We start from the raw sequence: 23978 nt of genomic DNA, 5'->3' as shown, positions 1-23978 counted from the left end.
CATACCGGCCCCCTCATGGGTTCGTGCTGGTTCCTGCGCCGATCCGTTTGTGGGAGCGATTGTGGACACAGGGGCTCGGTGCGGTCTAGACCCATTCGGCTAAGCGGGGCCGAAACGTGATTTGCGTTGCAAGCAATGCACGTTGCGCGCACTGCAACGCACGGGTACGCCACCGCGGCCTGGAAACGCCACGACGCCCGCCCTGGTCCGGTCGGGGACAAGGCGGGCGTCGCATCAGTTCCGTACGCCGTTGTACGGGACGAATATGGGGTTGTGCCGCAGGGACTAGACCATCAGAGAACGGTCCGTGGGTCGAATCGGCGACGGCAGGTCGCTCGCACCGGTCAGGAATCGGTCCACGCCCCGCGCGGCGGAACGGCCCTCGGCGATCGCCCAGACGATGAGCGACTGCCCGCGGCCCGCGTCACCGGCCACGAAGACACCGGGGACGTTCGTCTGGAACTCGGCGTCGCGGGCGACGTTGCCCCGCTCGTCGAGGTCCAGGGAGAACTGGTCCACCAGGCCGTTCTCGCGGTCCGTACCCGTGAAGCCCATCGCAAGGGTGACCAGCTGGGCGGGGATCTTGCGCTCCGTGCCCGGCTTCTGCGTCAGCTTGCCGTCGATGAACTCGACCTCGATGAGGTGCAGGAACTGGACGTTGCCGTCCTCGTCGCCCTCGAAGTGGGTGGTCGAGACGGAGTAGACCCGCTCGCCGCCCTCCTCGTGCGCGGACGTGACCTTGTACAGCATCGGGAAGGTCGGCCACGGCTGGTTCGGGTTCCGCTCCTCGCCCGGCCGCGGCATGATCTCCAGCTGCGTCACGGACGCCGCGCCCTGGCGGTGCGCCGTGCCCACGCAGTCCGCGCCGGTGTCGCCGCCGCCGATGACCACGACGTGCTTGCCCTCGGCGGAGACGGGCGTGGTGACGTAGTCGCCCTCCTGGACCTTGTTGGCCAGGGGCAGGTACTCCATCGCCTGGTAGACACCCTTGAGCTCACGGCCGGGGACCGGGAGATCGCGTGCCATCGTGGCGCCCGCGGCGATGACCACCGCGTCGTGCCGCTTGCGCAGCTTCACCGCGTCGATGTCGCGGCCGATCTCCACGCCCGTACGGAACTTGGTGCCCTCCGCGCGCATCTGCTCGATGCGGCGGTTGATGTGGCGCTTCTCCATCTTGAACTCGGGGATGCCGTAGCGCAGGAGGCCGCCGATGCGGTCGGCGCGCTCGTACACGACGACCGTGTGACCGGCCCGGGTCAGCTGCTGGGCGGCGGCCAGACCGGCCGGGCCGGAGCCGATGACGGCGACGGTCTTGCCGGAGAGCCGGTCGGGCGCCTGGGGCAGCACGTCGTTGGCGTCCCAGGCCTTGTCGATGATCGAGACTTCGACGTTCTTGATGGTGACGGCGGGCTGGTTGATGCCGAGCACGCACGCCGACTCACAGGGCGCCGGGCACAGGCGCCCGGTGAACTCCGGGAAGTTGTTCGTGGCGTGCAGCCGCTCGGAGGCGGCCGACCAGTCCTCGCGGTACGCGAAGTCGTTCCACTCGGGGATCAGGTTGCCCAGCGGACAGCCCTGGTGGCAGAACGGGATGCCGCAGTCCATGCAGCGCGACGCCTGCTTGGAGATGATCGGGAGGAGGGAGCCCGGAACGTAGACCTCGTTCCAGTCCTGGACGCGCTCGCCGACCGGGCGGGTCTTCGCGACCTCGCGGCCATGGTTCAAAAAGCCCTTGGGATCAGCCATTGGTCGCCGCCTCCATCATCTTCTCGGTGATCTCGGTCTCGGAGAGACCGTCTCGCTCGGCGGCGTCCTTGGCGGCGAGCACTGCCTTGTACGTGCTGGGGATGATCCTGCTGAAGCGCTCCACGGCGGAATCCCACTCGGCGAGCAGCTTCTCGGCGACGGTCGACCCGGTCTCCTCCTGGTGGCGGCGCACGACGTCGTGCAGCCACTGCTTGTCGGAGTCGTCCAGGGCCTCGACGGCGCCCAGGTTGCCGGAGTTGACGTTGTCCCGGTCGAGATCGATGACGTACGCGATGCCGCCGGACATGCCGGCCGCGAAGTTGCGTCCCGTCTCGCCGAGGACCACCGCGTGGCCACCGGTCATGTACTCGCAGCCGTGGTCGCCCACGCCCTCGGACACGACCGTCGCGCCGGAGTTGCGGACGCAGAACCGCTCGCCCGTGCGGCCGCGGAGGAACAGCTCGCCGCCGGTCGCGCCGTACGCGATGGTGTTGCCCGCGATCGTCGAGTACTCGGCGAGGTGGTCGGCGCCGCGGTCCGGGCGGACGATGATCCGGCCGCCGGAGAGGCCCTTGCCGACGTAGTCGTTGGCGTCGCCCTCCAGGCGCAGGGTCACACCGCGCGGCACGAACGCGCCGAACGACTGGCCCGCCGAGCCGGTGAAGGTGATGTCGATGGTGTCGTCGGGCAGGCCCGCGCCACCGAACTTCTTCGTCACCTCGTGGCCGAGCATGGTGCCGACCGTGCGGTTGATGTTGCGGATCGCGACCTGGGCGCGGACCGGCTGGGCGTCGGTCGCGCTGGAGGCGGAGAGCGCGTCGGCGGCGAGCTTGATCAGCTCGTTGTCGAGCGCCTTCTCCAGGCCGTGGTCCTGGACCGCGATCTGGTGGCGCACGGCGCCGCCGGGCAGCGACGGCACGTGGAAGAGGGGCTCCAGGTCGAGGCCCTGCGCCTTCCAGTGGTTCACGGCGCGCTCGGTGTCGAGGAGTTCGGCGTGGCCGACGGCCTCCTCGATGGTGCGGAAGCCGAGCTCGGCGAGGATCTCGCGGACCTCTTCGGCGATGAACTCGAAGAAGTTGACGATGTACTCGGCCTTGCCGGAGAACCGCTCGCGCAGCGCCGGGTTCTGCGTGGCGATGCCGACCGGGCAGGTGTCCAGGTGGCAGACGCGCATCATGACGCAGCCGGAGACGACGAGCGGCGCGGTCGCGAAACCGAACTCCTCGGCGCCGAGCAGCGCGGCGATGACGACGTCACGGCCGGTCTTGAGCTGGCCGTCGGTCTGCACCACGATGCGGTCGCGCAGGCCGTTGAGCAGGAGTGTCTGCTGGGTCTCGGCGAGGCCGAGCTCCCAGGGGCCGCCCGCGTGCTTGAGCGAGGTGAGCGGGGACGCGCCCGTACCGCCGTCGTGGCCGGAGATGAGCACGACGTCCGCGTGCGCCTTGGAGACACCCGCGGCGACCGTGCCGACGCCGACCTCGGAGACCAGCTTCACGTGAATCCGCGCCTGCGGGTTCGCGTTCTTCAGGTCGTGGATCAGCTGGGCCAGGTCCTCGATCGAGTAGATGTCGTGGTGCGGCGGCGGGGAGATCAGGCCCACGCCCGGCGTCGAGTGACGCGTCTTGGCGACCCACGGGTAGACCTTGTGACCCGGCAGCTGGCCGCCCTCGCCGGGCTTGGCGCCCTGGGCCATCTTGATCTGGATGTCGTCCGCGTTGACCAGGTACTCGGAGGTCACGCCGAAGCGGCCGGAGGCGACCTGCTTGATGGACGAGCGGCGGGCCGGGTCGTACAGGCGCTCCGCGTCCTCGCCGCCCTCACCGGTGTTGGACTTGCCGCCCAGCTGGTTCATGGCGATGGCGAGCGTCTCGTGCGCCTCGCGGGAGATCGAGCCGTACGACATGGCGCCGGTCGAGAACCGCTTGACGATGTCGGCGGCCGACTCGACCTCGTCGATGGAGATCGAGGGGCGGTCCGACTTCAGGTTGAACAGGCCGCGCAGCGTCATGAGGCGCTCGGACTGCTCGTTCACGCGGTCCGTGTACTTCTTGAAGATGTCGTAGCGGCGGTTGCGCGTGGAGTGCTGGAGGCGGAAGACCGTCTCCGGGTCGAAGAGGTGCGGCTCGCCCTCGCGGCGCCACTGGTACTCACCGCCTATGTCGAGCGCGCGGTGCGCGGAGGCGATGCCGGAGACCGGGTACGCCTTGGCGTGCCGGGCGGCGACCTCCTGCGCGACGACGTCGATGCCGACTCCGCCGATCTTGGAGGTCGTGCCGACGAAGTACTTCGCGACGAAGTTCTCCTGGAGGCCGACGGCCTCGAAGACCTGCGCGCCGCGGTAGGAGGCGACGGTCGAGATGCCCATCTTGGACATGACCTTCAGGACGCCCTTGCCGAGCGCGTAGATCAGGTTCCGGATGGCCTGCTCGGCTTCCATGCCAGGCAGGAAGGTCCCGGCGCGGACGAGGTCCTCCACCGACTCCATGGCGAGGTACGGGTTGACGGCCGCGGCGCCGTAGCCGATGAGGAGGGCCACGTGGTGGACCTCGCGGACGTCGCCCGCCTCGACGAGCAGGCCCACCTGGGTGCGCTGCTTCGTGCGGATGAGGTGGTGGTGGACGGCCGCGGTGAGCAGCAGCGAGGGGATCGGCGCGTGCTCGGCGTCGGAGTGCCGGTCGGAGAGCACGATCAGGCGGGCGCCGGCCTCTATGGCGGCGTCGGCCTCGGTGCAGATCTCCTCGATGCGGGCGGCGAGGGCGTCGCCGCCGCCGCTGACGCGGTAGAGACCGGAGAGGGTCGCGGCCGTCATGCCGGGCATGTCGCCGTCGGCGTTGATGTGGATGAGCTTGGCGAGCTCGTCGTTGTCGATCACCGGGAAGGGCAGCGTGACGCTGCGACAGGTCGCGGCGGTCGGCTCCAGGATGTTGCCCTGCGGGCCGAGCGAGGAGTGCAGCGAGGTGACGAGCTCTTCACGGATGGCGTCGAGCGGCGGGTTGGTGACCTGCGCGAACAGCTGCGTGAAGTAGTCGAAGATCAGCCGCGGGCGCTCGGAGAGGGCCGCGATCGGCGTGTCCGTGCCCATCGAGCCGAGCGGCTCGCCGCCGGACTTGGCCATCGGCGCGAGGATGACGCGCAGCTCTTCCTCGGTGTAGCCGAAGGTCTGCTGGCGGCGCGTGACGGAGGCGTGCGTGTGCACGATGTGCTCGCGCTCGGGCAGGTCGGAGAGCTCGATCTCGCCGGCTTCCAGCCAGTCCTGGTACGGGTTCTCCGCGGCGAGGGCGGCCTTGATCTCGTCGTCCTCGACGATGCGGTGCTCGGCGGTGTCGACGAGGAACATCCTGCCGGGCTGCAGGCGGCCCTTGCGGACGACCTTCGCGGGGTCGATGTCGAGGACGCCGACCTCGGAGCCGAGGACGACGAGGCCGTCGTCGGTGACCCAGTAGCGCCCTGGACGCAGGCCGTTGCGGTCGAGAACGGCGCCGACCTGGGTGCCGTCGGTGAAGGTGACACAGGCCGGGCCGTCCCAGGGCTCCATCATCGTGGAGTGGTACTGGTAGAAGGCGCGGCGGGCCGGGTCCATCGAGCCGTGGTTCTCCCACGCCTCGGGGATCATCATCAGGACCGAGTGCGGAAGCGAACGGCCGCCGAGGTGGAGGAGTTCGAGCACCTCGTCGAAGGACGCCGAGTCGGACGCGTCCGGGGTACAGATGGGGAAGACGCGATCCAGCTTGTCGGTGCTGGCTTCATTGGCGGAGGCGAACAGGCCGGAGGCGAGCTGCGACTCGCGCGCCCGCATCCAGTTCCGGTTGCCCTTGACCGTGTTGATCTCGCCGTTGTGCGCGACGAAGCGGTACGGGTGCGCGAGCGGCCAGCTCGGGAACGTGTTCGTGGAGAAGCGCGAGTGGACGAGCGCGACGGCCGTGGCGAAACGGCGGTCGGACAGGTCGGGGAAGAACGGCTCCAGCTGGCCGGTGGTCAGCATGCCCTTGTAGACGATGGTCCGGGCGGAGAGCGAGGGGAAGTACGTCCCTGCCTCACGCTCGGCGCGCTTGCGCAGCACGAAGGCCTTGCGGTCGAGCGCGACGCCGGAGCTCTCGCCGTCGGCCACGAAGATCTGCCGGAAGACCGGCATCGTCGAGCGTGCGGTGGCTCCGAGCAGCTCGGGGGCGACGGGAACGTCGCGCCAGCCGAGGACCGTCAGGCCTTCCTCGGAAGCGATCGTCTCGATCTGTGAGACGGCGGCATCGGTCGTGCCCGCCGTGTCGACCGGCAGGAAAGCGATGCCGACGGCGTACGCGCCGGCCTCGGGGAGCGCGAAGCCGGTGACCTCGCGCAGGAAGGCGTCCGGGACCTGGAGCAGGATTCCGGCGCCGTCGCCGGAGTCCGGCTCGGAGCCGGTGGCACCACGGTGTTCGAGATTGCGCAGTACGGTCAGCGCCTGTTCGACCAGCTCATGGCTGGCTACACCGGTGAGGGTGGCCACGAACCCGACACCACAGGCGTCGTGCTCGTTACGGGGGTCGTACATGCCCTGAGGGGCGGGGCGACCGTCCATGGGCGACCAGGCGTGCGTACGCATTGGCTCTCCCGTCGTCGTCGTGGCATAGGCAAAAAGCGAGGGACGACGTTGGCCCAGGCGAAATTTCGTGCAGGTTACATGATGGAACGCTTCTCGAAAAGCGGATAGCTCATTCCACCATGTGGACATCGCTCATAGGTGTGGAGAGCGACAAAGAGGGGACCAACGCGGACAGATCCATGACCGAGGGCCCGAGAGCGGCACAGGCCTCATTGCCCGCAGCGCTTACGGCTCATGCCCGGTGGTTAAGGACTCGAAACCGCCGAGTAACGACTACTTATGCATGGCCCCGCATAGGACTGCAAGAGTTCATCCTACGGCGGTACCGAACAAGCTGCCCAGGGCGTACGTCACACCGGCCGCGGCGCCACCGAGCGCGAGCTGCCGGAGTCCGCTGAACCACCAGGAACGCGCGGTCACCTTCGCCACCACCGCACCGCAGGCGAAGAGCCCGATCAGCGCGAGAAGCAGCGCCGGCAGGAACGTGTCGGCACCGAGCAGATACGGCAGTACGGGAAGCAGGGCGCCGAGCGCGAAGGCGCCGAAGGAGGAGACCGCGGCGACGGTCGGCGAGGGCAGATCGCCGGGATCGATGCCCAGCTCCTCGCGCGCGTGGATCTCCAGGGCCTGCTCGGGATCCTTGGACAGCTGCTTGGCGACCTCGCGGGCGAGTCCGGGCTCGACGCCACGCGACTCGTACAGCGCGGCGAGCTCCTTCTCCTCGTCCGCCGGGTGCTTGCGCAACTCCCGCCGCTCCACGTCGAGTTCGGCCTGGACGAGCTCACGCTGCGAGGCGACGGAGGTGTACTCGCCCGCCGCCATGGAGAAGGCGCCCGCGGCGAGGCCGACCAGGCCCGTGACGACGATGGTCTGCTGCGAGACGGCTCCGCCCGCGACACCGGTCATCAGGGCCAGGTTGGACACCAGGCCGTCCATCGCGCCGAAGACGGCGGGGCGCAGCCAGCCGCCGTTGACGTCGCGGTGGGTGTGGTTGTCGCGATGCGCCTCGTGCAGCGTCGCTTCGGTCTCGATGATCGCCATGGTGGGCCCCCTCAGTGCTTGGACGATCTCGAAAGTACGCGCGAAAAATCGCCCTCGCCAGCAAGGAAGGCCGTACTTACCTGCATGAACAAGCGTCTGTCGAACCGGTGAGCGCATGCGTCGGAGGGGTGACGTCGGCGGCACGGATGCTCGCCTCAGGGGCGCCGCGTGGCAGAGATACCCGCAACGTCTCGGCACCAGAGAGGCACAGCATGACGAGCTTGACCGGTGTGACAGGAGCGATCGGCCTGAGCGAGCGGGCGCGCGGCGCCCTCCTCGGCCTCGCGGTCGGCGACGCGCTGGGCGCGCCCGCCGAGAACATGAAGCCGTCGGAGATCCGCCGCCGTTGGGGACGCATCACCGGGTACGTCGCCGAACATCCGGCGGGCACGGACGACACCGAGTACGCGATCTTCTCGGGGCTCCTCCTCGCCCGGCACGGCTCCGCGCTCACCGTCGCGCATGTCGAGGCGGCCTGGCACGAGTGGATCGCGGACCTCGACGAAGGCCCCTTCCGCGGCGCGGGCTTCAGCGAACGCGGCACGCTGGAGAACCTGCGCCGCGGCCTCGCGGCGCCCATCTCGGCGCAGCACCGGCACGCGTGGAGCGACGGCCTCGCGATGCGGGCCGCCCCGTTCGGGGTCTTCGCCCCGGGCCGCCCGGCCGAAGCGGCCCGGCTCGTCGCGATCGACGGCTCGGTCAGCCATGACGGCGAGGGCATCTACGGCGGGCAGGCGGTGGCCGCGGGGGTCGCGGCGGCGATGGGCGGGGCGCCGGTGCACTCCGTGGTGGCCGCGGCCCTGTCCGTCATCCCGATGGACTGCTGGACGTCCCGTTCGCTGCGGCGGGCGGTAGCGGTGGCGCATCGGGGGGAGCGGGCGGTGCGCTCCGCCGTGGTGATCGGCGGCTATCCCTGGACCGACCTCGCCCCCGAGGCGGTGGGGCTCGCCTTCGGGGCGTACGCGTCGGCCTCGGGCCGGTTCCCCGACGCGGTGTTGACCGCCGTCAACATGGGGCGGGACGCGGATACGACTGCCGCTGTGGCTGGGGCGTTGTCCGGCGCATCCTGCGGGGTCTCGGCGATCCCCCTGCCGTGGGCGGCGGCGATCGGCCCGGCGCGGGGCAGCTGCCTGCCTTCCATGCGGGGCCACCACGTGCTGGATGTGGCGGAGTTGCTCGTTTCTGACCTGGGGGTCTCGTGAGCGCGGACAAGCCCGCCGCTTCGCGGCGGATCTCTCCCTCCCACCCACCCGTTCACCCCGCAGCCGTCCCCGCTGTGGGCCGACGGAACGGGTGGGCACAGCCCTTGATGCCGGGCGCCGATGAACCACGCGCTCAGAAAATCGCGGGCCTGCTCCTTGGCCTCGCCGCAGGCGACGCCGCCGGTTGGCCCGCGGCCAGGCACCGCGCAGCCCGCATGCCCGAGTGGACCCGCAGGCTGACCCGCGAGCTGGACACCTTCGCCGAGCAGAACGCCACCACCACCCTCCCCGTCCCCATCGCCCTGAACCAGCCCCCGGAACCCCTCCGCCTCGGCCCCTCGGACGACGCCGAATGGGCGGCCTTCACCGCCGAGGCACTGCTCCGCGCAGCGGACGGGACGCCGGCCCCCCAGCTGCCCCGGGACCGCAGGGTCCACGCGGCCCTGGACCGCGCCTGGAACACCCTCGCCGGCGAAATCGCCGCAGCAGCGGCCCGCGCCCCCGAGGTCGAGTCCGCGGTGCTCCCCCTCCGCGCCCGCATCTCCGTCCGCGCAGGCCTCGGCAACCTCGCCGCAGGACTGCGCCCACCCGCCACCGGTCACGACAACCCCCACTTCTTCGACGACGCCGCCTGCGTACGCGCCTGCGTCCTCGCCCTGGTCCACCCGGGCGACCCCGAACAGGCCGCCGCACTGGCCGAGTTCGACGCCCGCTACACCCAGGACGGCGACGGCGTGCACGGCGCCCGCGCCATGGCCGCGGCGATCGCGGCGGCACTGGGCGGCTGGGACGTCGACGCGACGGTGGACGCCGCGCTTGCCCAGCTCCCCGAACACACCGAGATCGGCCGCAACGCCTGGCACGCCGTCAAACTCGCCCGCACCCAGGCGGAGGAGGACGGCGCGTTCGGCCTCGTCCCCCTCCTGGAACACCAGATCGTCGACCACGTCTACAGCTACGGCATCGCCGCCGCCGAGACCGTCCCGGTCGCCCTCGCCCTGACCACCGCGGCCCGCGGCCGCATCCGCGACGCGGTGCCCGCCGCCGCCTGCCTCTCCCGCGTGGCCGACTCCGCCCCCGCCCTGGCCGGCGCGCTGACCGGTGCGCTCGGCACGGCCTCCGCCATCCCCGAGGCCTGGCGCGACGCCTGCCGCACTCTCTCCGGCTGCGCCCTGCCCCGCCTCGCGGGCACGGACCTGGTGGAACTCGCCGGGCGCCTGGCAGCCACGGAACTGACCACTCCGGGAGGACAATTCCGACATGACGCCATCAACGCCCCGGACGCGCCCCGCTGAACTGCCTCCCACCGACCTGCCCCTCCCCGAGCGCATCACCGCCTGCCTGGTAGGAGCCGCCGTCGGCGACGCAATCGGCGGCCCGGTCGAGGGCTACTCCCCCGAGCAGATCGTCGAGCGGCACGGCGGTCGCGTACACGGCATCGTCGGCCCCTGGAACGGCGACCGATGGCGCACCGCCCGCCCCATCGCGCCGTACCACAAGGGCGACGGGAACGTCACCGACGACACCTTGATGACGCACGCGCTCATCCGCGTGTACGCCGCCGTCCGCGACCACTTGGACGCCTACGCGGTCGCCGACCACCTGGTCCCCGACCTCATGACGAACCCCCGCTGGATCCCGGAACTCGAATCGGAGACGATCCCCCTCCACCGGATCTTCCTCGCCGAGAAATGGATCGTCGCCCGCATCCACTACGGCCACGTCGACCCGCGCGAGGCGGGCACCGGCAACATCGTCAACTGCGGTGCGGCGATGTACATGGCGCCGGTCGGCCTGGTCAACGCCGCGAACCCGGAGGGTGCGTACGCCGAGGCCCTCGACATCGCGGGCGCGCACCAGTCGTCGTACGGACGTGAGGCGGCCGCGGTCTTCGCGGCGGCGGTGGCGGCGGCCTGCGCGCCGGGTGCGACGCCGACCTCGGTGATCGACACCGCGCTCTGTCTCGCGAAGGACGGAACGCGGGCCGCGATCGAGTCGGTGGCCGAAGTGGCCGCCCACCACCGGGACTTCGAGTCGGCGCTCGTTCCCCTCCGCACCGCGGTCACCCCCTTCGACACGGTCGGCACGGACTACCGCGCCCCGTCCCTCGGCGCCCGCCGCCCCTCCCGCCTGCACGCCATCGAGGAACTCCCGATCGCGCTCGGCATGCTCCTGGTGGGCGACGGCGACTACCGCCACACGGTCCTCGGCTCGGTCAACTACGGCCGCGACTGCGACTCCATCGCCACGATGAGCGGCGCGATCGCGGGCGCCCTGGGCTCGGGCGCACCGCCCGAGTGGGCGAAGACGGTCGCGGAGGCGAGCCGCCTGGACCTGCACGCCCCCGCGAGGACGCTCACGGAGGTCACCCAGGAGATCTTCACCCGCGACGTACGGCGCCGCCGCGCCCACGAGTCGGCCTACGCGACCCTGACGGCCACCCCATGATCCGCCTCACCTGGGTCCAGCCGGAGGACTTGGTGGGCCACGAACTCCGCCAGGCGGAGGAGGAGGGCAAGGACGTCGAGGCCATCAAGTCCCGCTGGCTGACGGCAGGCGGCCACCTGGCCCCAGCCAGAGCAGGCGCGTCCCCAACACCCCCCGCTCCCCAGCTACGGGCTTTGGCGGAGGAGCTACTGACCGAACTGTCGCAGCCGCCCGCGTTGTGGGCAGGCGTTCCGCAGGGCGGAACGGGTGGGCACAACGCCACCCACCGGCCCGCACCGGAGAACAAGGCCCCGCGGCAGGCGGTTTCGGGAAGGGGCGCCCGCGCGCGGAGCGCGCTGATGAGCCACCGCGGGGAAAAAGAAGCCCTACGTCACCGCCTGCACGCCGCCTGGCTAGGCAGAGCAGCAGGCTGCCTCCTGGGCAAACCAGTGGAGAAGCTCCCCCTCACCGCCATCAGAAGCCTCGCCCAAGCCGCAGGCAACTGGCCCCTGAGCACCTGGTTCACGGAAAGAGGTGTCCCGAGGGAACTCCGAGAGGCCCACCCCTGGAACAAGCGCTCCGCGCAAAACTCCCTCGCCGAAAACATCAACGGCATGCCCGAGGACGACGACCTCAACTACCCCCTCCTCAACCTCCGCCTCCTCCAACGCCACGGCAGCGACTTCACCACCACGGACGTGGCAAGGCTCTGGCTGGACGAGCTCCCCGCGGCCCGCACCTTCACCGCCGAACGCATCGCCTACCGCAACCTCCTAAGCGGCATCGAGCCCCCGCACACCGCCACCCACCACAACCCCTTCCGCGAATGGATCGGCGCCCTGATCCGCGCCGACGTCCACGGCTGGACCCACCCCGGCGCCCCCACGGCGGCAGCCGACAGCGCGTACCGCGACGCGTGCCTCACGCACACCGCCAACGGCGTGTACGGAGCGATGTTCGCGGCGGCCACCATCGCCGAGGCGGCGGCAGGCACCGGAGACGTCCACCACTGCCTCCGCACGGGCCTCACCGTCGTCCCACCGGACTCGCGCCTGGCCCGAGCGGTACGCCACAGCATCCAACTGGCCACGAGAACAGCGGACTTCGACCACGTGGTCGACGAGCTGCACGCCGCCTACGGCCACCACCACTGGGTACACGTCATCCCCAACGCCGCCCTCCTGGCCGCCGCCCTCACCCACGCGGAAGGCGACTTCACCGGCTCCATCACCCGCGCGGTCTCCGGTGGCTGGGACACCGACTCGAACGGCGCGACCGCGGGCTCGATCGCGGGCCTGCTCGCGGGCCACCCGGACGCGCTGCCCGACCGCTGGACGTCCCCCCTCAAGAACCGCCTCGCCAGCTCCGTCCCCGGCTTCGACGGCATCGGCTTCGACACCCTCGCGGACCTCACCACCGAACTCGCCCTGACCACCGAACTCGCCCAGCAGACCCAGCAGCCCCAGGAGATCCAGGAGACCCCCCGCCCATGACCCACATCGCCGTGCTCGGCAGCACGAACATGGACCTCGTCGCGTACGTCGCCAAGGCACCGCAGCGCGGAGAGACCGTCACCGGGCGCGAGTTCCGTACGCTCCCCGGCGGCAAGGGCGCCAACCAGGCCGTCGCGGCGGCCCGCGCGGGCGCCGACGCCGTGTCGATGATCGGCGCGGTCGGCGCCGACGCCTTCGGCACCCAGCTGCGCACCGCGCTCGACCACTCCGGAGTCGACACCGACCTGCTGCGCACGGTCGACACCGCGGCCACCGGCACCGCGCACATCGTGGTCGACGACGAGGGAGGCAACGCCATCGTCGTCATCCCCGGCGCCAACGCCACGCTCACCGCGCTCGCCCCCGGTGACGAGGGCCTGATCACCTCCGCCGACACCCTCCTGCTCCAGCTGGAGATCCCCGTGGAGGGGGTGCTCGCCGCCGCGCAGGCCGCCCGCAGGCACGGCGTGCGCACCATCCTCACCCCGGCACCCGCCCAACCCCTGCCTCCCGAACTCCTCGCCGCCACCGACCTGTTGGTCCCGAACGAGCACGAGGCGGCCACCCTCACCGGCCTGACCGACCCGCGGTCCGCCGCCCGGTCGCTGCTCTCCCAGGTCCCCGAAGTCGTCGTCACGCTCGGCGCGCGCGGCAGCCTGTACGCGGCCCGTGGCGCGGAGCCGGTCATGGTGGAGGCCCCGCACGTCACCGCCGTGGACACGACCGGCGCGGGCGACACGTTCGTCGGCACCCTCGCGGTGGCCCTTGCCGAGGGCGGCTCCGTGCCGGAGGCGCTCGCGTGGGCGTCGTCGGCGGCCGCGCTCTCCGTCCAGCGCCCGGGGGCCTCGGCGTCCATGCCGTACCGCTCCGAGATCGACACCCAGACGAACGGCGGCGCGTCATGACCCCACCTCTCGACGGCCTCCGCGTCCTCGACCTGGCGACACTCTTCGCGGGCCCGCTCGCCGCCACGATGCTCGGCGACTTCGGCGCGGAGGTCATCAAGATCGAGCACCCGCGCAAACCCGACCCGTCCCGCGGACACGGCCCGTCGAAGGACGGCGTCGGCCTGTGGTGGAAGCTCCTGGGCCGGAACAAGCGCACGATGACGCTCGACCTCTCCGCACCGGGCGGCCGCGAGACCCTCCTGCGCCTGGCCGCCACCGCGGATGTGATCGTCGAGAACTTCCGCCCGGGGACCCTGGAGAAGTGGGACCTGGGCTGGGAGGAGCTGAGCACGGCGAACCCCCGCCTCGTCCTGACCCGCGTCACGGGCTTCGGGCAGTTCGGCCCGTACTCCCGCCGCCCCGGCTTCGGCACGCTCGCCGAGGCGATGAGCGGATTCGCCGCGATCACCGGCGAGCCGGACGGGCCGCCGACCCTGCCGCCCTTCGGCCTCGCCGACTCGATCGCGGGTCTCGCCACGGCGTACGCGGTGATGACGGCGCTCGCGGCCCGCGACCGAACGGGCAAGGGCCAGGTGGTGGACATGGCGATCATCGAGCCGATCCTCACGGTCCTCGGACCGCAGCCGCTCTGGTACGACCAGCTGGGCCACGTGCAGCCCCGCACCGGCAACCGCTCCACCAACAACGCGCCCCGCAACACCTACCGCACGGCGGACGGCAGTTGGGTCGCCGTCTCCACGTCCGCCCAGTCGATCGCCGAGCGCGTGATGCGCCTGGTGGGCCGCCCGGAGCTGATCGCCGAGCCCTGGTTCGCGTCGGGCGCGGACCGCGCGGCCCACGCGGACGTGCTCGACGGGGCGGTCGGCGGCTGGATCGCACGGCACACCCGCGCGGAGGTGATCGAGGCCTTCGAGAAGGCGGAGGCGGCGGTCGCCCCCATCCAGGACGTACGCGACGTCATGACCGACCCCCAGTACGCGGCCCTGGACAGCGTCACCACGGTCGACGACCCGGAGCTCGGCCCGCTGCGCATGCAGAACGTCCTCTTCCGCCTCTCCGAGACCCCGGGCTCGATCAGCTGGGCCGGGCGCCCTCACGGAGCGGACACCGAGGCCGTGCTGACCGAACTGGGCCTGACGGGCGGGGAGATCGCGGGCTTGCGCGAGGCGGGCGCGCTATGAAGGACACACCTCTGACCTGGCTCTACGCGCCCGGAGACCGGCCGTCCGTCGTCGCGAAGGCGCTGCTCGCGGGCGCCGACGTCGTCATCGTCGACCTGGAGGACGCGGTCGGCCCCGACCGCAAGGAGTACGCGCGAGCGGCGACGGCCGAACTGCTCGCCGACACCCACGCCGTCCCGGTCCACGTCCGCGTGAACGCCCTGGACGGGCCCCTGGCCGATGCCGACCTCCGGGCGATCGCGCACCTGCCCGGGGTCTCCGGTCTGCGGCTGCCGAAGGTGACCTGCCCCGCCGACGTCGTCCGCGTCGCGGAGCGCTCGGCCCCCGCGGACGGCGGCGCCCCCGCCCTGCACGCCCTGATCGAATCGGCCGTGGGCCTGGAGCACGCCTTCGCCATCGCCACCGCGCACCCGGCCCTGCACGGGCTCTCCATCGGCGAGGCGGATCTCCGCTCGGACCTGGGAGTACGTGACGAGGCGGGCCTCGACTGGCCTCGCGCGCGCGTGGTGGTGGCCGCACGGGCGGCGGGCCTGGCACCGCCCGCGCAGTCGGTCTACGCCGACATCCGTGACATCGCGGGCCTGACGGCATCCTGCGCGCACGGCCGTTCCCTGGGCTTCCTGGGCCGCGCCGCGATCCACCCCCGTCAGCTCCCCGCCATCGAACGCGCCTACCTCCCCACCATGGAGGAGATCGACCACGCCGAGCGGATCGTCAAGGCGTCCACGACGGAGTCGGGCGCCCTGGCGCTCCCGGACGGCACCTTCGTGGACAAGGCCGTGGTGGAGGGGGCGCAGCGGGTTCTGGAGCTCGCGCGGCGGCGCCCCTAGCGATGCGTGGTTCATGGCGATGGGGCCGCCGGATCGGTGATCCGGCAGCCCCATCGACGTACTGGGCGGGGAGCGCGTCAGCCCTTCTTGGCGGACTCGGCTCCGTCCTTGTCCTTGTCCTTGGCCTCGCCCTTGTCCCCTGTGTCCGGAGAGGCTTCGGCGTCGTCGGTCTTGTCCTTGGCCTTGTCCTTGTCCAGGGACGGCTTCGCGTCGTCGCCCTCCGCGGCTTCCTCACCGGCAGGCACGGGCTCGACGATCTCCTCGCGCCCGGGGCGGGACCGCGCGGAGAGCACGAAGTACACGACGGCGAGGATGAACACGCCGATGGCGGTCCATACGTTGAGCCGCAGACCGAGGACGTGGTGCGCGTCGTCGACCCGCATGTACTCGATCCAGCCGCGGCCCGCGCAGTACGACGCGACGTACAGCGCGAACGCCCGGCCGTGTCCCAGCTTGAAGCGGCGGTCGGCCCAGATGACCAGGAAGCCGACGCCGATGCACCACAGCGACTCGTAGAGGAACGTCGGGTGGTACGTGCCGGGAACCCGGCCGTCCTCCGCCGACGTGATCTTCAGAGCCCACGGCAGGTCCGTGGCCTTGCCGTACAGCTCCTGGTTGAACCAGTTGCCCCAGCGGCCGATCGCCTGGGCGAAGGCGATGCCGGGGGCGAGGGCGTCGGCCCAGGCCGGCAGCGGGATGCCGCGCCGGCGACAGCCGATCCAGGCGCCGACCGCGCCGAACGCGATCGCGCCCCAGATACCGAGGCCACCCTCCCAGATCTTGAAGGCGTCCACCCAGTCACGGCCCTCGCTGAAGTACAGCTGGTAATCCGTGATCACGTGGTAGAGACGCCCGCCGACGAGGCCGAACGGCACGGCCCAGACGGAGATGTCGGCCACGGTGCCTGGGCGGCCTCCGCGAGCGATCCACCGCTTGTTGCCGAGCCAGACGGCGACGAAGACGCCGATGATGATGCAGAACGCGTAGCCGCGCAGCGGAATGGGTCCGAGTTCGACCACACCGCGCGACGGGCTGGGAATGAAGGCAAGGTCCATGGCAGGTCCGACGCTACCGTGCCGGGCGGTGCCCAAGGCAACCAGCCCGGCTACGTCTCCATAACAGGGGCTCATTACAGACGCTCGCGCCAGGCCCGGCACAGGCCCCGGAGAGACCCGCTCCGAGGCGCGGCTAGCCCTTGTTGGCTTCCTCCACCTTCGCCTTCAGCTTCGCCGGGGTCAGCGGATTCTTCTGGTCACCGAAGATGTTCTTGCCGTCGAGCAGCACGCTCGGCGTGCCCTGCAGGCCCGCTTCCTGGAACGCCTTGTTCGACTTGTCGGCCCAGCTGTCGTGCTTGCCGTCGTCCACGCACTTCTTGAAGGTGTCGGTGACGAGGCCGTCCACCCCGCCCGCGAGCTCGATCAGCTTGCTGTTCTTGCTGAACGCGTCGTCCGTCTCCGGGGGCTGGTTCGTGAACAGCACGTCGTGGTACGGAGTGAACTTCCCGGCGTCCTGGGCGCACGCCGCCGCGTTGGCCGCGCGCAGGGAGCCGCTGCCGCCCATGTTCCCGTCGATGATCGTGGCCAGGTGATACTCGACCTTGAGCTGGCCCTTGTCGGTGAGCTCGTGGATCGTCTTGCGATACGTGTCCTCGAACTGCTTGCAGGCGGGGCAGCGGAAGTCCTCCCAGATGGTGAGGGTGGACTTGGCGCTCTCCTTGCCCACGGGGATCGCGAGCTGATCCTCGCCGCTCGCTCCCTTGGGGGCGGACAAGGGGCCCGAAGTCTCCTTGTCGTCACCCGAGTTGGCAGCGACCAGACCGGCCACGGCGGCGAGCGCGAGCACGCCCACGACGGCGGCACTCACGATCAACACCCTGCGCTGCTTGTCCCGCGACTTCTGCCGCTCTCGCTCTTCCGCCAGCCGGTCGCGGGCCGCGCGCTTTCCCTCACGGTTCTTCTCGCTCACACCCCGCCAACGAACCGGGGAGGCACGAGCAGCCTCCCCGGTCCCAGGTCCACCCATACGAGTTACGCGGTGCCGCGAACTCCCTTGGCGAGAGCACCCGCGAGTTCACGGACGGCGACGAGGCCCGCGGCCTCGTCCTCGGCGTCCAGCATCCGCTGGACGAAGGCGGAGCCGACGATCACACCGTCGGCGAAGCCCGCGACCTCGGCGGCCTGGCTGGCGTTCGAGACGCCGAGGCCGACACAGACCGGCAGGTCGGTGGTGGCCTTGGTGCGCCGGACCAGCTCCTGCGCCTGCTCGCCGACGGACGCGCGGGTGCCCGTGACGCCCATCAGCGAGGCCGCGTACACGAAGCCGGAACCGGCCGCCGTGATCGTGGCGAGCCGCTCGTCCTTGCTGCTCGGCGCGACGACGAAGACCGTCGCGAGGCCGTGCTTCTCGGCGTGCTCCCTCCAGAGCGCCGACTCCTGGACGGGCAGGTCGGGCAGGATGCACCCGGCGCCGCCCGCCTCGGCGAGCTCGGCGGTGAAGCGCTCGACGCCGTAGCGGTCGATCGGATTCCAGTACGTCATGACGAGCACCGGCTTGCCGGTCGCCTCAAAGGCCTCGCGCACCGTGCGCATCACGTCGGCGATCTTCAGGCCCGCCTTGAGCGCGATGTCGTCGGCGGTCTGGATGACGGGGCCGTCGAGGACGGGGTCGCTGTGCGGCAGACCGACCTCCACGACGTCGGCGCCGCCCTCGAAGACGGCCTTGACGGCCGCGATGCCGCCGTCCACGGTCGGGAACCCGGCCGGGAGGTAGGCGATGAGGGCGGACCGGCCCTCGGACCTGGCCGCGGCGAGGGTCTCGTCCAACAGCTGGATGTTGCCGCTCACTTGGCGTCCCCCTCGATCTCCGCGGCACCGGTGCCCGCGTCCGCCTCGACGGCGGCGTCCGTGTCGTACAGGCCGAAGTAGCGGGCGGCCGTGTCCATGTCCTTGTCGCCGCGCCCGGACAGGTTGATGATGATCAGCCCGTCCTTGCCCAGCTCCTTGCCGACCTCGATCGCCCCGGCGAGCGCGTGGGCGCTCTCGATGGCCGGGATGATGCCCTCGGTGCGCGACAGGAGGCGCAGGGCCTGCATCGCCGCGTCGTCGGTGACCGCGCGGTACTCGCCGCGGCCGCTGTCCTTGAGGTAGGCGTGCTCGGGGCCGATGCCCGGGTAGTCGAGTCCGGCGGAGATCGAGTAGGGCTCGGTGATCTGCCCTTCCTCGTCCTGGAGGACGTACGACCGCGAGCCGTGCAGGATCCCCGGCTCACCGGCGGTCAGCGTGGCCGCGTGCTCGCCGGTCTCGATGCCGTGGCCCGCGGGCTCGCACCCGATGAGCCGGACGCCTGCGTCCGGGATGAAGGCGTGGAAGAGGCCGATGGCGTTCGAGCCACCGCCCACACAGGCGACGGCGGCGTCGGGAAGACGTCCCGCGCGCTCCAGGATCTGGCGCCTTGCCTCGACCCCGATGACGCGGTGGAAGTCGCGCACCATGGCCGGGAAGGGGTGCGGGCCCGCCACGGTCCCGAAGAGGTAGTGCGTGCGGTCCACGTTGGCGACCCAGTCGCGGAACGCCTCGTTGATGGCGTCCTTCAGGGTCCTGCTGCCGGACTTCACGGCGATGACCTCGGCGCCGAGCATGCGCATGCGGGCCACGTTCAGGGCCTGGCGCTCGGTGTCGATCTCGCCCATGTAGATGGTGCATTCGAGGCCGAAGAGCGCGCAGGCGGTGGCGGTGGCGACGCCGTGCTGACCGGCACCGGTCTCCGCGATGACGCGGGTCTTGCCCATGCGCTTGGTGAGCAGGGCCTGGCCGAGCACGTTGTTGATCTTGTGCGAGCCGGTGTGGTTCAGGTCCTCGCGCTTGAGGAAGACCCGTGCGCCACCGGCGTGCTCGGCGAACCGGGGCACTTCGGTGAGGCTGCTGGGGCGGCCGGTGTAGTTGACCAGGAGGTCGTCGAGCTCGCGGGCGAACTCGGGGTCGCTCTTGGCCTTGTCGTACTCGACGGCGACCTCGTCCACGGCGGCGACGAGGGCCTCCGGGATGAATTTGCCGCCGAACGCGCCGAAGTAGCCCTCGACGGTGGGGACTTGACCCTCCGGGTCCGGGATGAAGAATTCGCTGGGCATGCCTCTACCTCACATGGCGTGAATGGGTGATCTGCGGTGCGATCGACCCCGCCAGGGGCGCGGGGAACTGCGCGAGCAAGCCCCACCGGGGTGAGGACGGCTACGCGCCGTGAAGGGCAGACGATTCGTCCGGCCGACGCGACGCCGTGGCTGATCGCGCAGTTCCCCGCGCCCCTGACGGGGCGCTCGGCCATCGCATCCCGTTCACCTGACCCGGCTCATCTCCGATGACGTACCGCACCCTGCGGCCCCGCACGCGCCGCGCAGGCGCCCGGCAGCCGCGAGGGCGGCAGCCGGGTGCGAGGCGGGCGAAGGCGGTCATCGGGAGGGGTCAGCTCCGCCCGTGGCGGAGAGCAGGGTGCGCGCCCGCGGCGACCAGGTCGGAGACCGCGCCCTTCGGATCGCGGCCGGTCACCAGGGACTCGCCCACGAGCACCGCGTCGGCGCCCGCGTTGGCGAACGCGATGAGGTCGTGCGGCCCGCGCACACCGGACTCGGCGATCTTGACGACGCTGTCCGGCAGCTCGGGCGCGACGCGCTCGAAGGTGGAGCGGTCGACCTTAAGGGTCTTGAGGTCGCGGTTGTTGACGCCGATGACCCGCGCGCCCGCGTCCACGGCCCGCTCGGCCTCGTCCTCGTCGTGCACCTCGACGATCGGCGTGAGGCCGATCGAATGGGCGCGCTCGATGAGGGACTCCAGGGCGGGCTGCTCCAGGGCGGCCACGATCAGCAGGGCGAGGTCGGCGCCGTACGCGCGCGCCTCCCACAGCTGGTACGAGGTGACGATGAAGTCCTTGCGGAGCACCGGGATGTCGACCTTGGCCCGGACGGCCTCCAGGTCGGCGAGCGAACCGCCGAAGCGGCGCTCCTCGGTGAGCACGGAGATGACGGCGGCGCCGCCCGCTTCGTAGTCGGCGGCGAGCCCTGCCGGGTCGGCGATCGCGGCGAGCGCGCCCTTGGACGGGCTGGAGCGCTTGACCTCGCAGATGACCTTGACGCCGTCGCCACGCAGCGCGGCGACCCCGTCCTTGGCCGCGGGAGCCTTGGCCGCGCGCTCCTTGAGCTCGTCGAGGCTGACGCGCGCCTGCCGTTCCGCGAGGTCGGCACGGACTCCGTCGATGATCTCGTCGAGCACACTCACGCGAGCGGCCCCCTTCCCTGACGGTGAAGCTTTTGTTTGAACCTCAAGCTGTTCGGCTGCCTCATCCGGCATTCCGATGGTCACTGCGATGGTATCCGCAGGAGGGCGAAGGCCCCGCATCCGGTTGACGCCAGTCCCACGACCTGGACACCTGGCACCCCCGCTGCCTGCGGTTTCTCGAAATATCAAGGGTGCAGCCATGCCCCGAACGGCAGATTGCGTACGAGGGTGAACACGGCGATCAGCACCCCGATCCCGTACAGCTGTGCGGGCCCCAACTCGATCCGCAGCCGTCGCCCGCGCGCCGCGCGGGCCGCCCAGAGGGTCCACACGACCGCGAAGAGGCCGTAGCCCACGACGGCGAGCGCGTTGGCGCCCAGTGCCGTCGTGAGGTCTCCGTGGATGAAGGCGTGAGCGCTGCGCAGTCCGCCGCAGCCGGGGCAGAAGACGCCGGTGAGCTGCAGCAGCGGACAGGTGGGGTAGTGGCCGGGTTCATTCGGGTCGACCGTCCCGACGTAGGCGAAGGCGGCGATCACCGAGCCGAGCACTCCGACGGGCACGGCGAGCCGCCGCAGTGCGGTGCCGGTCGGTGGTGCCGCGCTCTCGGGTTCAGCGTTCACCCGATGCATTCTGCCCTTCGGCGGTGGCCCGTGCCCGGCAGGGAAACGCGAAAGGAGGCCGCCCCGGCACCTGCCGGGACCGCCTCCCTCGTACGTCGGTGAGGACTTCAGCCCTCGGAGTGCGCGAGCTGCCCCTGCGGCTGCCGCTGGCGCTTCACCTGGCCGAGGCCCGCGGCACGCATGACCATGCCCACGACGCCACCGGCGGCGATGATGACCATGCCGGCCCAGAAGCCCAGCGGGTTGGCCATCACCATGAAGGCACCCGATACGCAGAAACCGATGAAGGCGATGATGACACCGGTCCAGGCGGCCGGGGTGTGTCCGTGGCTCGTGCCCGCCATGACTTGCTCCTCGTTGCTGTATGCGTGGTGGTGATGCGTGGGGTGAGCCGAACGCTCACCGCTCCATTGTCCCGTACGCGCGCGCGGGTACGGACGCGGGGTCATGCCTCGCGCGTCGGGTCCTCGCCGCGGTCGAGGGCCTTCCACAGGTCTTCGGGGCGGTCCGGGTCGACCTTGGGCGGCGCCTTGCGCGGGCGCGGCGCGCCGTCGCGTTCGTAGCGTCCCGACATCGCGGGCCAGGACCTGCCGTACGTCAGGGCGAGCAGCCCGGCGATCAGGAGCAGCAGGCCCGCGCCCGCCGCGGCGTACGGCCAGGCCGTGTGGCTGAGATCACCGATCGTCGCGGCGGCGTCGCCGGAGGCCTCCGCGGCCTTCTCGTCGAGCGCGCTGCTGTCCTCGGCGGCCAGGAGCGCGGCGGCCACGGTGCCCGCGCCGCTCAGCGTGAGCAGCAGCGAGACCAGCATCCGCCCGGCCTTGCGGACGGCGAAGACGGCGACGAGCGCGGCGAGCCCCACTATCGCCAGGGCCGCGGGCACGCCCGTGACGTCGCTGCCCGTGGCGCTCAGCGGCAGCTCGCCGCCCGCCACGGAAGCGGTGCCCTGCGCCCAGGTCTGGCGGGACGCGAGCAGCGTGAGGGCCGCGCCGACCGCGCCGAACAGCAGGGCCACGGCGATGCTGCGGCGACCGCTGCGCTGGGCCCGGGTCTCGGGCTCGGCGTCGGCATCGGCTGCGTCGGCGGCCTGGGTGCGGGGCGGTGGTACGGCAGAAGTCACCCCTCCACTATCCCTCACGTCCATCGGGACGCCGCAGCCGGTTCGCCGTGTGGATGGCCCGCAGGACCGCCGCCGCCTTGTTGCGGCACTCGGTGTCCTCGGCCACGGGGTCGGAGTCGGCGACGACCCCGGCGCCCGCCTGGACGTATGCCGTGCCCTCGCGCAGGAGCGCGGTGCGGATGGCGATGGCGGTGTCGGAGTCGCCTGCGAAGTCGAGATATCCGACACACCCGCCGTACAGGCCGCGCCGGGAGGGTTCGAGCTCGTCGATGATCTGCATCGCGCGGGGCTTGGGGGCGCCGGAGAGGGTGCCCGCGGGGAAGCAGGCCGTGAGGACGTCGAAGGCGGTGTGCCCTTCGGCCACCTGTCCCGTGACCGTCGACACGATGTGCATGACGTGCGAGTACCGCTCGATGGACATGAAGTCGACGACCTCGACCGAGCCCGGCTCGCAGACGCGCCCCAGGTCGTTGCGGCCCAGGTCGACCAGCATCAGGTGCTCGGCCCGCTCCTTGGGGTCGGCGAGCAGCTCGTCGGCGAGTGCCTGGTCCTCCTGCGGGGTCGCGCCGCGCGGCCGGGTGCCCGCGATGGGGTGCACCATGGCGCGCCCGTCCTCGACCTTGACGAGGGCCTCGGGCGAGGACCCGGCCACGTCGAATCCGTCGAAGCGGAAGAGGTACATGTACGGCGACGGGTTGGTGGCCCGCAGCACGCGGTAGACGTCCAACGCGCTTGCTTCACAAGGGGTTTCGAAGCGCTGGGAGGGGACGACCTGGAAGGCCTCGCCCGCGCGGATGCGCTCCTTGATGTCCTCGACGGCTTCCTGGTACTGCTCGCCGCCCCACAGCGCGGTGTACTCCGGGAGCTCGGACGGCGGCAGCGCGGCCGGGGGCTGGGAGACGGCCCGCGACAGGTCGGCCTCCATGGTGTCGAGGCGGGCGACCGCGTCGGCGTAGGCCTCGTCGACGCCCGTCTCCAGGTCGTTGTGGTTGATCGCGTTGGCGATCAACAGGACGGACCCGTCCCAGTGGTCGAGGACGGCGAGGTCGCTGGTGAGCAGCATGGTCAGCTCGGGCAGCTCGAGGTCGTCCCGCTCGCCGGGGCCGATCTTCTCCAGGCGGCGCACGATGTCGTAGCCGAGGTACCCGACCATGCCGCCGGTGAAGGGCGGCATCCCGGACGCCAGGTCGTGCGGGGTGTGCAGGGCCTCGACGGTGGCGCGCAGGGCGTCGAGCGGGTCACCCGATGTGGGGACGCCGACGGGCGGGGTGCCCAGCCAGTGGGCCTCGCCGTCGCGGGTGGTGAGGGTGGCGGCGCTGCGGACGCCGACGAAGGAGTAGCGAGACCAGGACCGGCCGTTCTCCGCGGACTCCAGGAGGAACGTGCCGGTGCGCTCTGCGGCCAGCTTGCGGTAGAGCCCGACCGGAGTGTCACCGTCCGCGAGGAGCCTGCGGCTGACGGGGATCACTCGGCGGTCGCTCGCGAGCTTGCGGAAGGTCTCGAGATCCATGGGAGGAGCTTACGGCCGTGCGGGTGGCGGGCGGTGTTGCGGGCCGACAGGCACAGC

At 71.3% G+C, this 23978-nt stretch carries 20 protein-coding genes; 7 read left to right on the top strand and 13 right to left on the bottom strand.

Annotated elements, in window-relative coordinates:
- Positions 1–285 precede the first annotated feature (285 nt).
- The 3 genes from M4V62_RS31005 to M4V62_RS30995 all read right to left on the bottom strand — a co-directional run bounded on the left by M4V62_RS31005 (position 286) and on the right by M4V62_RS30995 (position 7366).
- Entirely contained in the window at positions 286–1746 is a 1461-nt protein-coding gene (locus M4V62_RS31005) for a glutamate synthase subunit beta (protein ID WP_249590494.1), read from the bottom strand.
- Complete coding sequence (gene gltB / locus M4V62_RS31000; RefSeq protein WP_249590493.1) at positions 1739–6325, bottom strand: glutamate synthase large subunit; 4587 nt, start codon at positions 6323–6325, stop codon at positions 1739–1741. The genes M4V62_RS31005 and gltB overlap by 8 nt, the downstream gene beginning before the upstream one ends.
- Before the next feature lie 309 nt (positions 6326–6634).
- Complete coding sequence (locus M4V62_RS30995; RefSeq protein WP_249590492.1) at positions 6635–7366, bottom strand: VIT1/CCC1 transporter family protein; 732 nt, start codon at positions 7364–7366, stop codon at positions 6635–6637.
- A 212-nt stretch (positions 7367–7578) separates the two neighbouring features.
- On the opposite strand from M4V62_RS30995, the gene M4V62_RS30990 reads away from it, so the two are divergent.
- The 7 genes from M4V62_RS30990 to M4V62_RS30960 all read left to right on the top strand — a co-directional run bounded on the left by M4V62_RS30990 (position 7579) and on the right by M4V62_RS30960 (position 15407).
- Complete coding sequence (locus M4V62_RS30990; RefSeq protein WP_249590491.1) at positions 7579–8568, top strand: ADP-ribosylglycohydrolase family protein; 990 nt, start codon at positions 7579–7581, stop codon at positions 8566–8568.
- Positions 8569–8675: 107 nt separating this feature from the next.
- Complete coding sequence (locus M4V62_RS30985) at positions 8676–9863, top strand: ADP-ribosylglycohydrolase family protein (protein WP_249590490.1); 1188 nt, start codon at positions 8676–8678, stop codon at positions 9861–9863.
- The gene (locus M4V62_RS30980) at positions 9829–11016 is read left to right on the top strand and encodes an ADP-ribosylglycohydrolase family protein (RefSeq protein WP_249590489.1); all 1188 of its coding nucleotides are present in this window, start codon (positions 9829–9831) and stop codon (positions 11014–11016) included. Before M4V62_RS30985 ends, M4V62_RS30980 begins: the two co-directional genes overlap by 35 nt.
- Complete coding sequence (locus tag M4V62_RS30975; protein ID WP_249590488.1) at positions 11013–12488, top strand: ADP-ribosylglycohydrolase family protein; 1476 nt, start codon at positions 11013–11015, stop codon at positions 12486–12488. Before M4V62_RS30980 ends, M4V62_RS30975 begins: the two co-directional genes overlap by 4 nt.
- Positions 12485–13393, top strand: coding sequence for a ribokinase (rbsK, locus tag M4V62_RS30970; RefSeq protein ID WP_249590487.1), 909 nt, complete (start codon positions 12485–12487; stop codon positions 13391–13393). Before M4V62_RS30975 ends, rbsK begins: the two co-directional genes overlap by 4 nt.
- Entirely contained in the window at positions 13390–14577 is a 1188-nt protein-coding gene (locus M4V62_RS30965; protein WP_249590486.1) for a CaiB/BaiF CoA transferase family protein, read from the top strand. Before rbsK ends, M4V62_RS30965 begins: the two co-directional genes overlap by 4 nt.
- Positions 14574–15407: an HpcH/HpaI aldolase/citrate lyase family protein gene (locus M4V62_RS30960; RefSeq protein ID WP_249590485.1), complete on the top strand. Its 834-nt coding sequence runs from the start codon at positions 14574–14576 to the stop codon at positions 15405–15407. Before M4V62_RS30965 ends, M4V62_RS30960 begins: the two co-directional genes overlap by 4 nt.
- 77 nt (positions 15408–15484) lie before the next feature.
- Here M4V62_RS30960 and lgt read toward each other — a convergent pair whose 3' ends face one another.
- The 10 genes from lgt to M4V62_RS30915 form a co-directional block, all read right to left on the bottom strand.
- The gene (gene lgt / locus M4V62_RS30955) at positions 15485–16462 is read right to left on the bottom strand and encodes a prolipoprotein diacylglyceryl transferase (RefSeq protein ID WP_249590484.1); all 978 of its coding nucleotides are present in this window, start codon (positions 16460–16462) and stop codon (positions 15485–15487) included.
- Positions 16463–16595: 133 nt separating this feature from the next.
- Positions 16596–17372, bottom strand: coding sequence for a DsbA family protein (locus M4V62_RS30950; protein WP_249590483.1), 777 nt, complete (start codon positions 17370–17372; stop codon positions 16596–16598).
- Positions 17373–17434: 62 nt separating this feature from the next.
- Positions 17435–18250, bottom strand: a complete 816-nt coding sequence (gene trpA / locus M4V62_RS30945) for a tryptophan synthase subunit alpha (RefSeq protein WP_249590482.1) — start codon at positions 18248–18250, stop codon at positions 17435–17437.
- On the bottom strand, positions 18247–19533 hold the full coding sequence (trpB, locus tag M4V62_RS30940; protein WP_249590481.1) for a tryptophan synthase subunit beta: 1287 nt from the start codon (positions 19531–19533) through the stop codon (positions 18247–18249). The genes trpA and trpB overlap by 4 nt, the downstream gene beginning before the upstream one ends.
- 100 nt (positions 19534–19633) lie before the next feature.
- Positions 19634–19855, bottom strand: a complete 222-nt coding sequence (gene trpM / locus M4V62_RS43975) for a tryptophan biosynthesis modulator TrpM (protein ID WP_425575327.1) — start codon at positions 19853–19855, stop codon at positions 19634–19636.
- Positions 19856–19864: 9 nt separating this feature from the next.
- The gene (gene trpC, locus M4V62_RS30935) at positions 19865–20674 is read right to left on the bottom strand and encodes an indole-3-glycerol phosphate synthase TrpC (protein WP_249590480.1); all 810 of its coding nucleotides are present in this window, start codon (positions 20672–20674) and stop codon (positions 19865–19867) included.
- Positions 20675–20859: 185 nt separating this feature from the next.
- On the bottom strand, positions 20860–21303 hold the full coding sequence (locus M4V62_RS30930; protein WP_249590479.1) for a DUF2752 domain-containing protein: 444 nt from the start codon (positions 21301–21303) through the stop codon (positions 20860–20862).
- Positions 21304–21401: 98 nt separating this feature from the next.
- Complete coding sequence (locus tag M4V62_RS30925) at positions 21402–21638, bottom strand: HGxxPAAW family protein (protein ID WP_249590478.1); 237 nt, start codon at positions 21636–21638, stop codon at positions 21402–21404.
- Between the two features lie 101 nt (positions 21639–21739).
- Positions 21740–22435, bottom strand: a complete 696-nt coding sequence (locus M4V62_RS30920; RefSeq protein WP_425575328.1) for a TIGR02234 family membrane protein — start codon at positions 22433–22435, stop codon at positions 21740–21742.
- Positions 22419–23921 (bottom strand): anthranilate synthase component I, encoded by a 1503-nt coding sequence (locus tag M4V62_RS30915; protein ID WP_249590476.1) that lies wholly within the window; start codon positions 23919–23921, stop codon positions 22419–22421. The genes M4V62_RS30920 and M4V62_RS30915 overlap by 17 nt, the downstream gene beginning before the upstream one ends.
- Positions 23922–23978: the final 57 nt, after the last annotated feature.

The sequence above is a fragment of the Streptomyces durmitorensis genome (genome assembly GCF_023498005.1).
Classification (GTDB): Bacteria; Actinomycetota; Actinomycetes; order Streptomycetales; family Streptomycetaceae; genus Streptomyces; species Streptomyces durmitorensis.
This window is presented reverse-complemented; position numbering and strand designations above follow the sequence as displayed.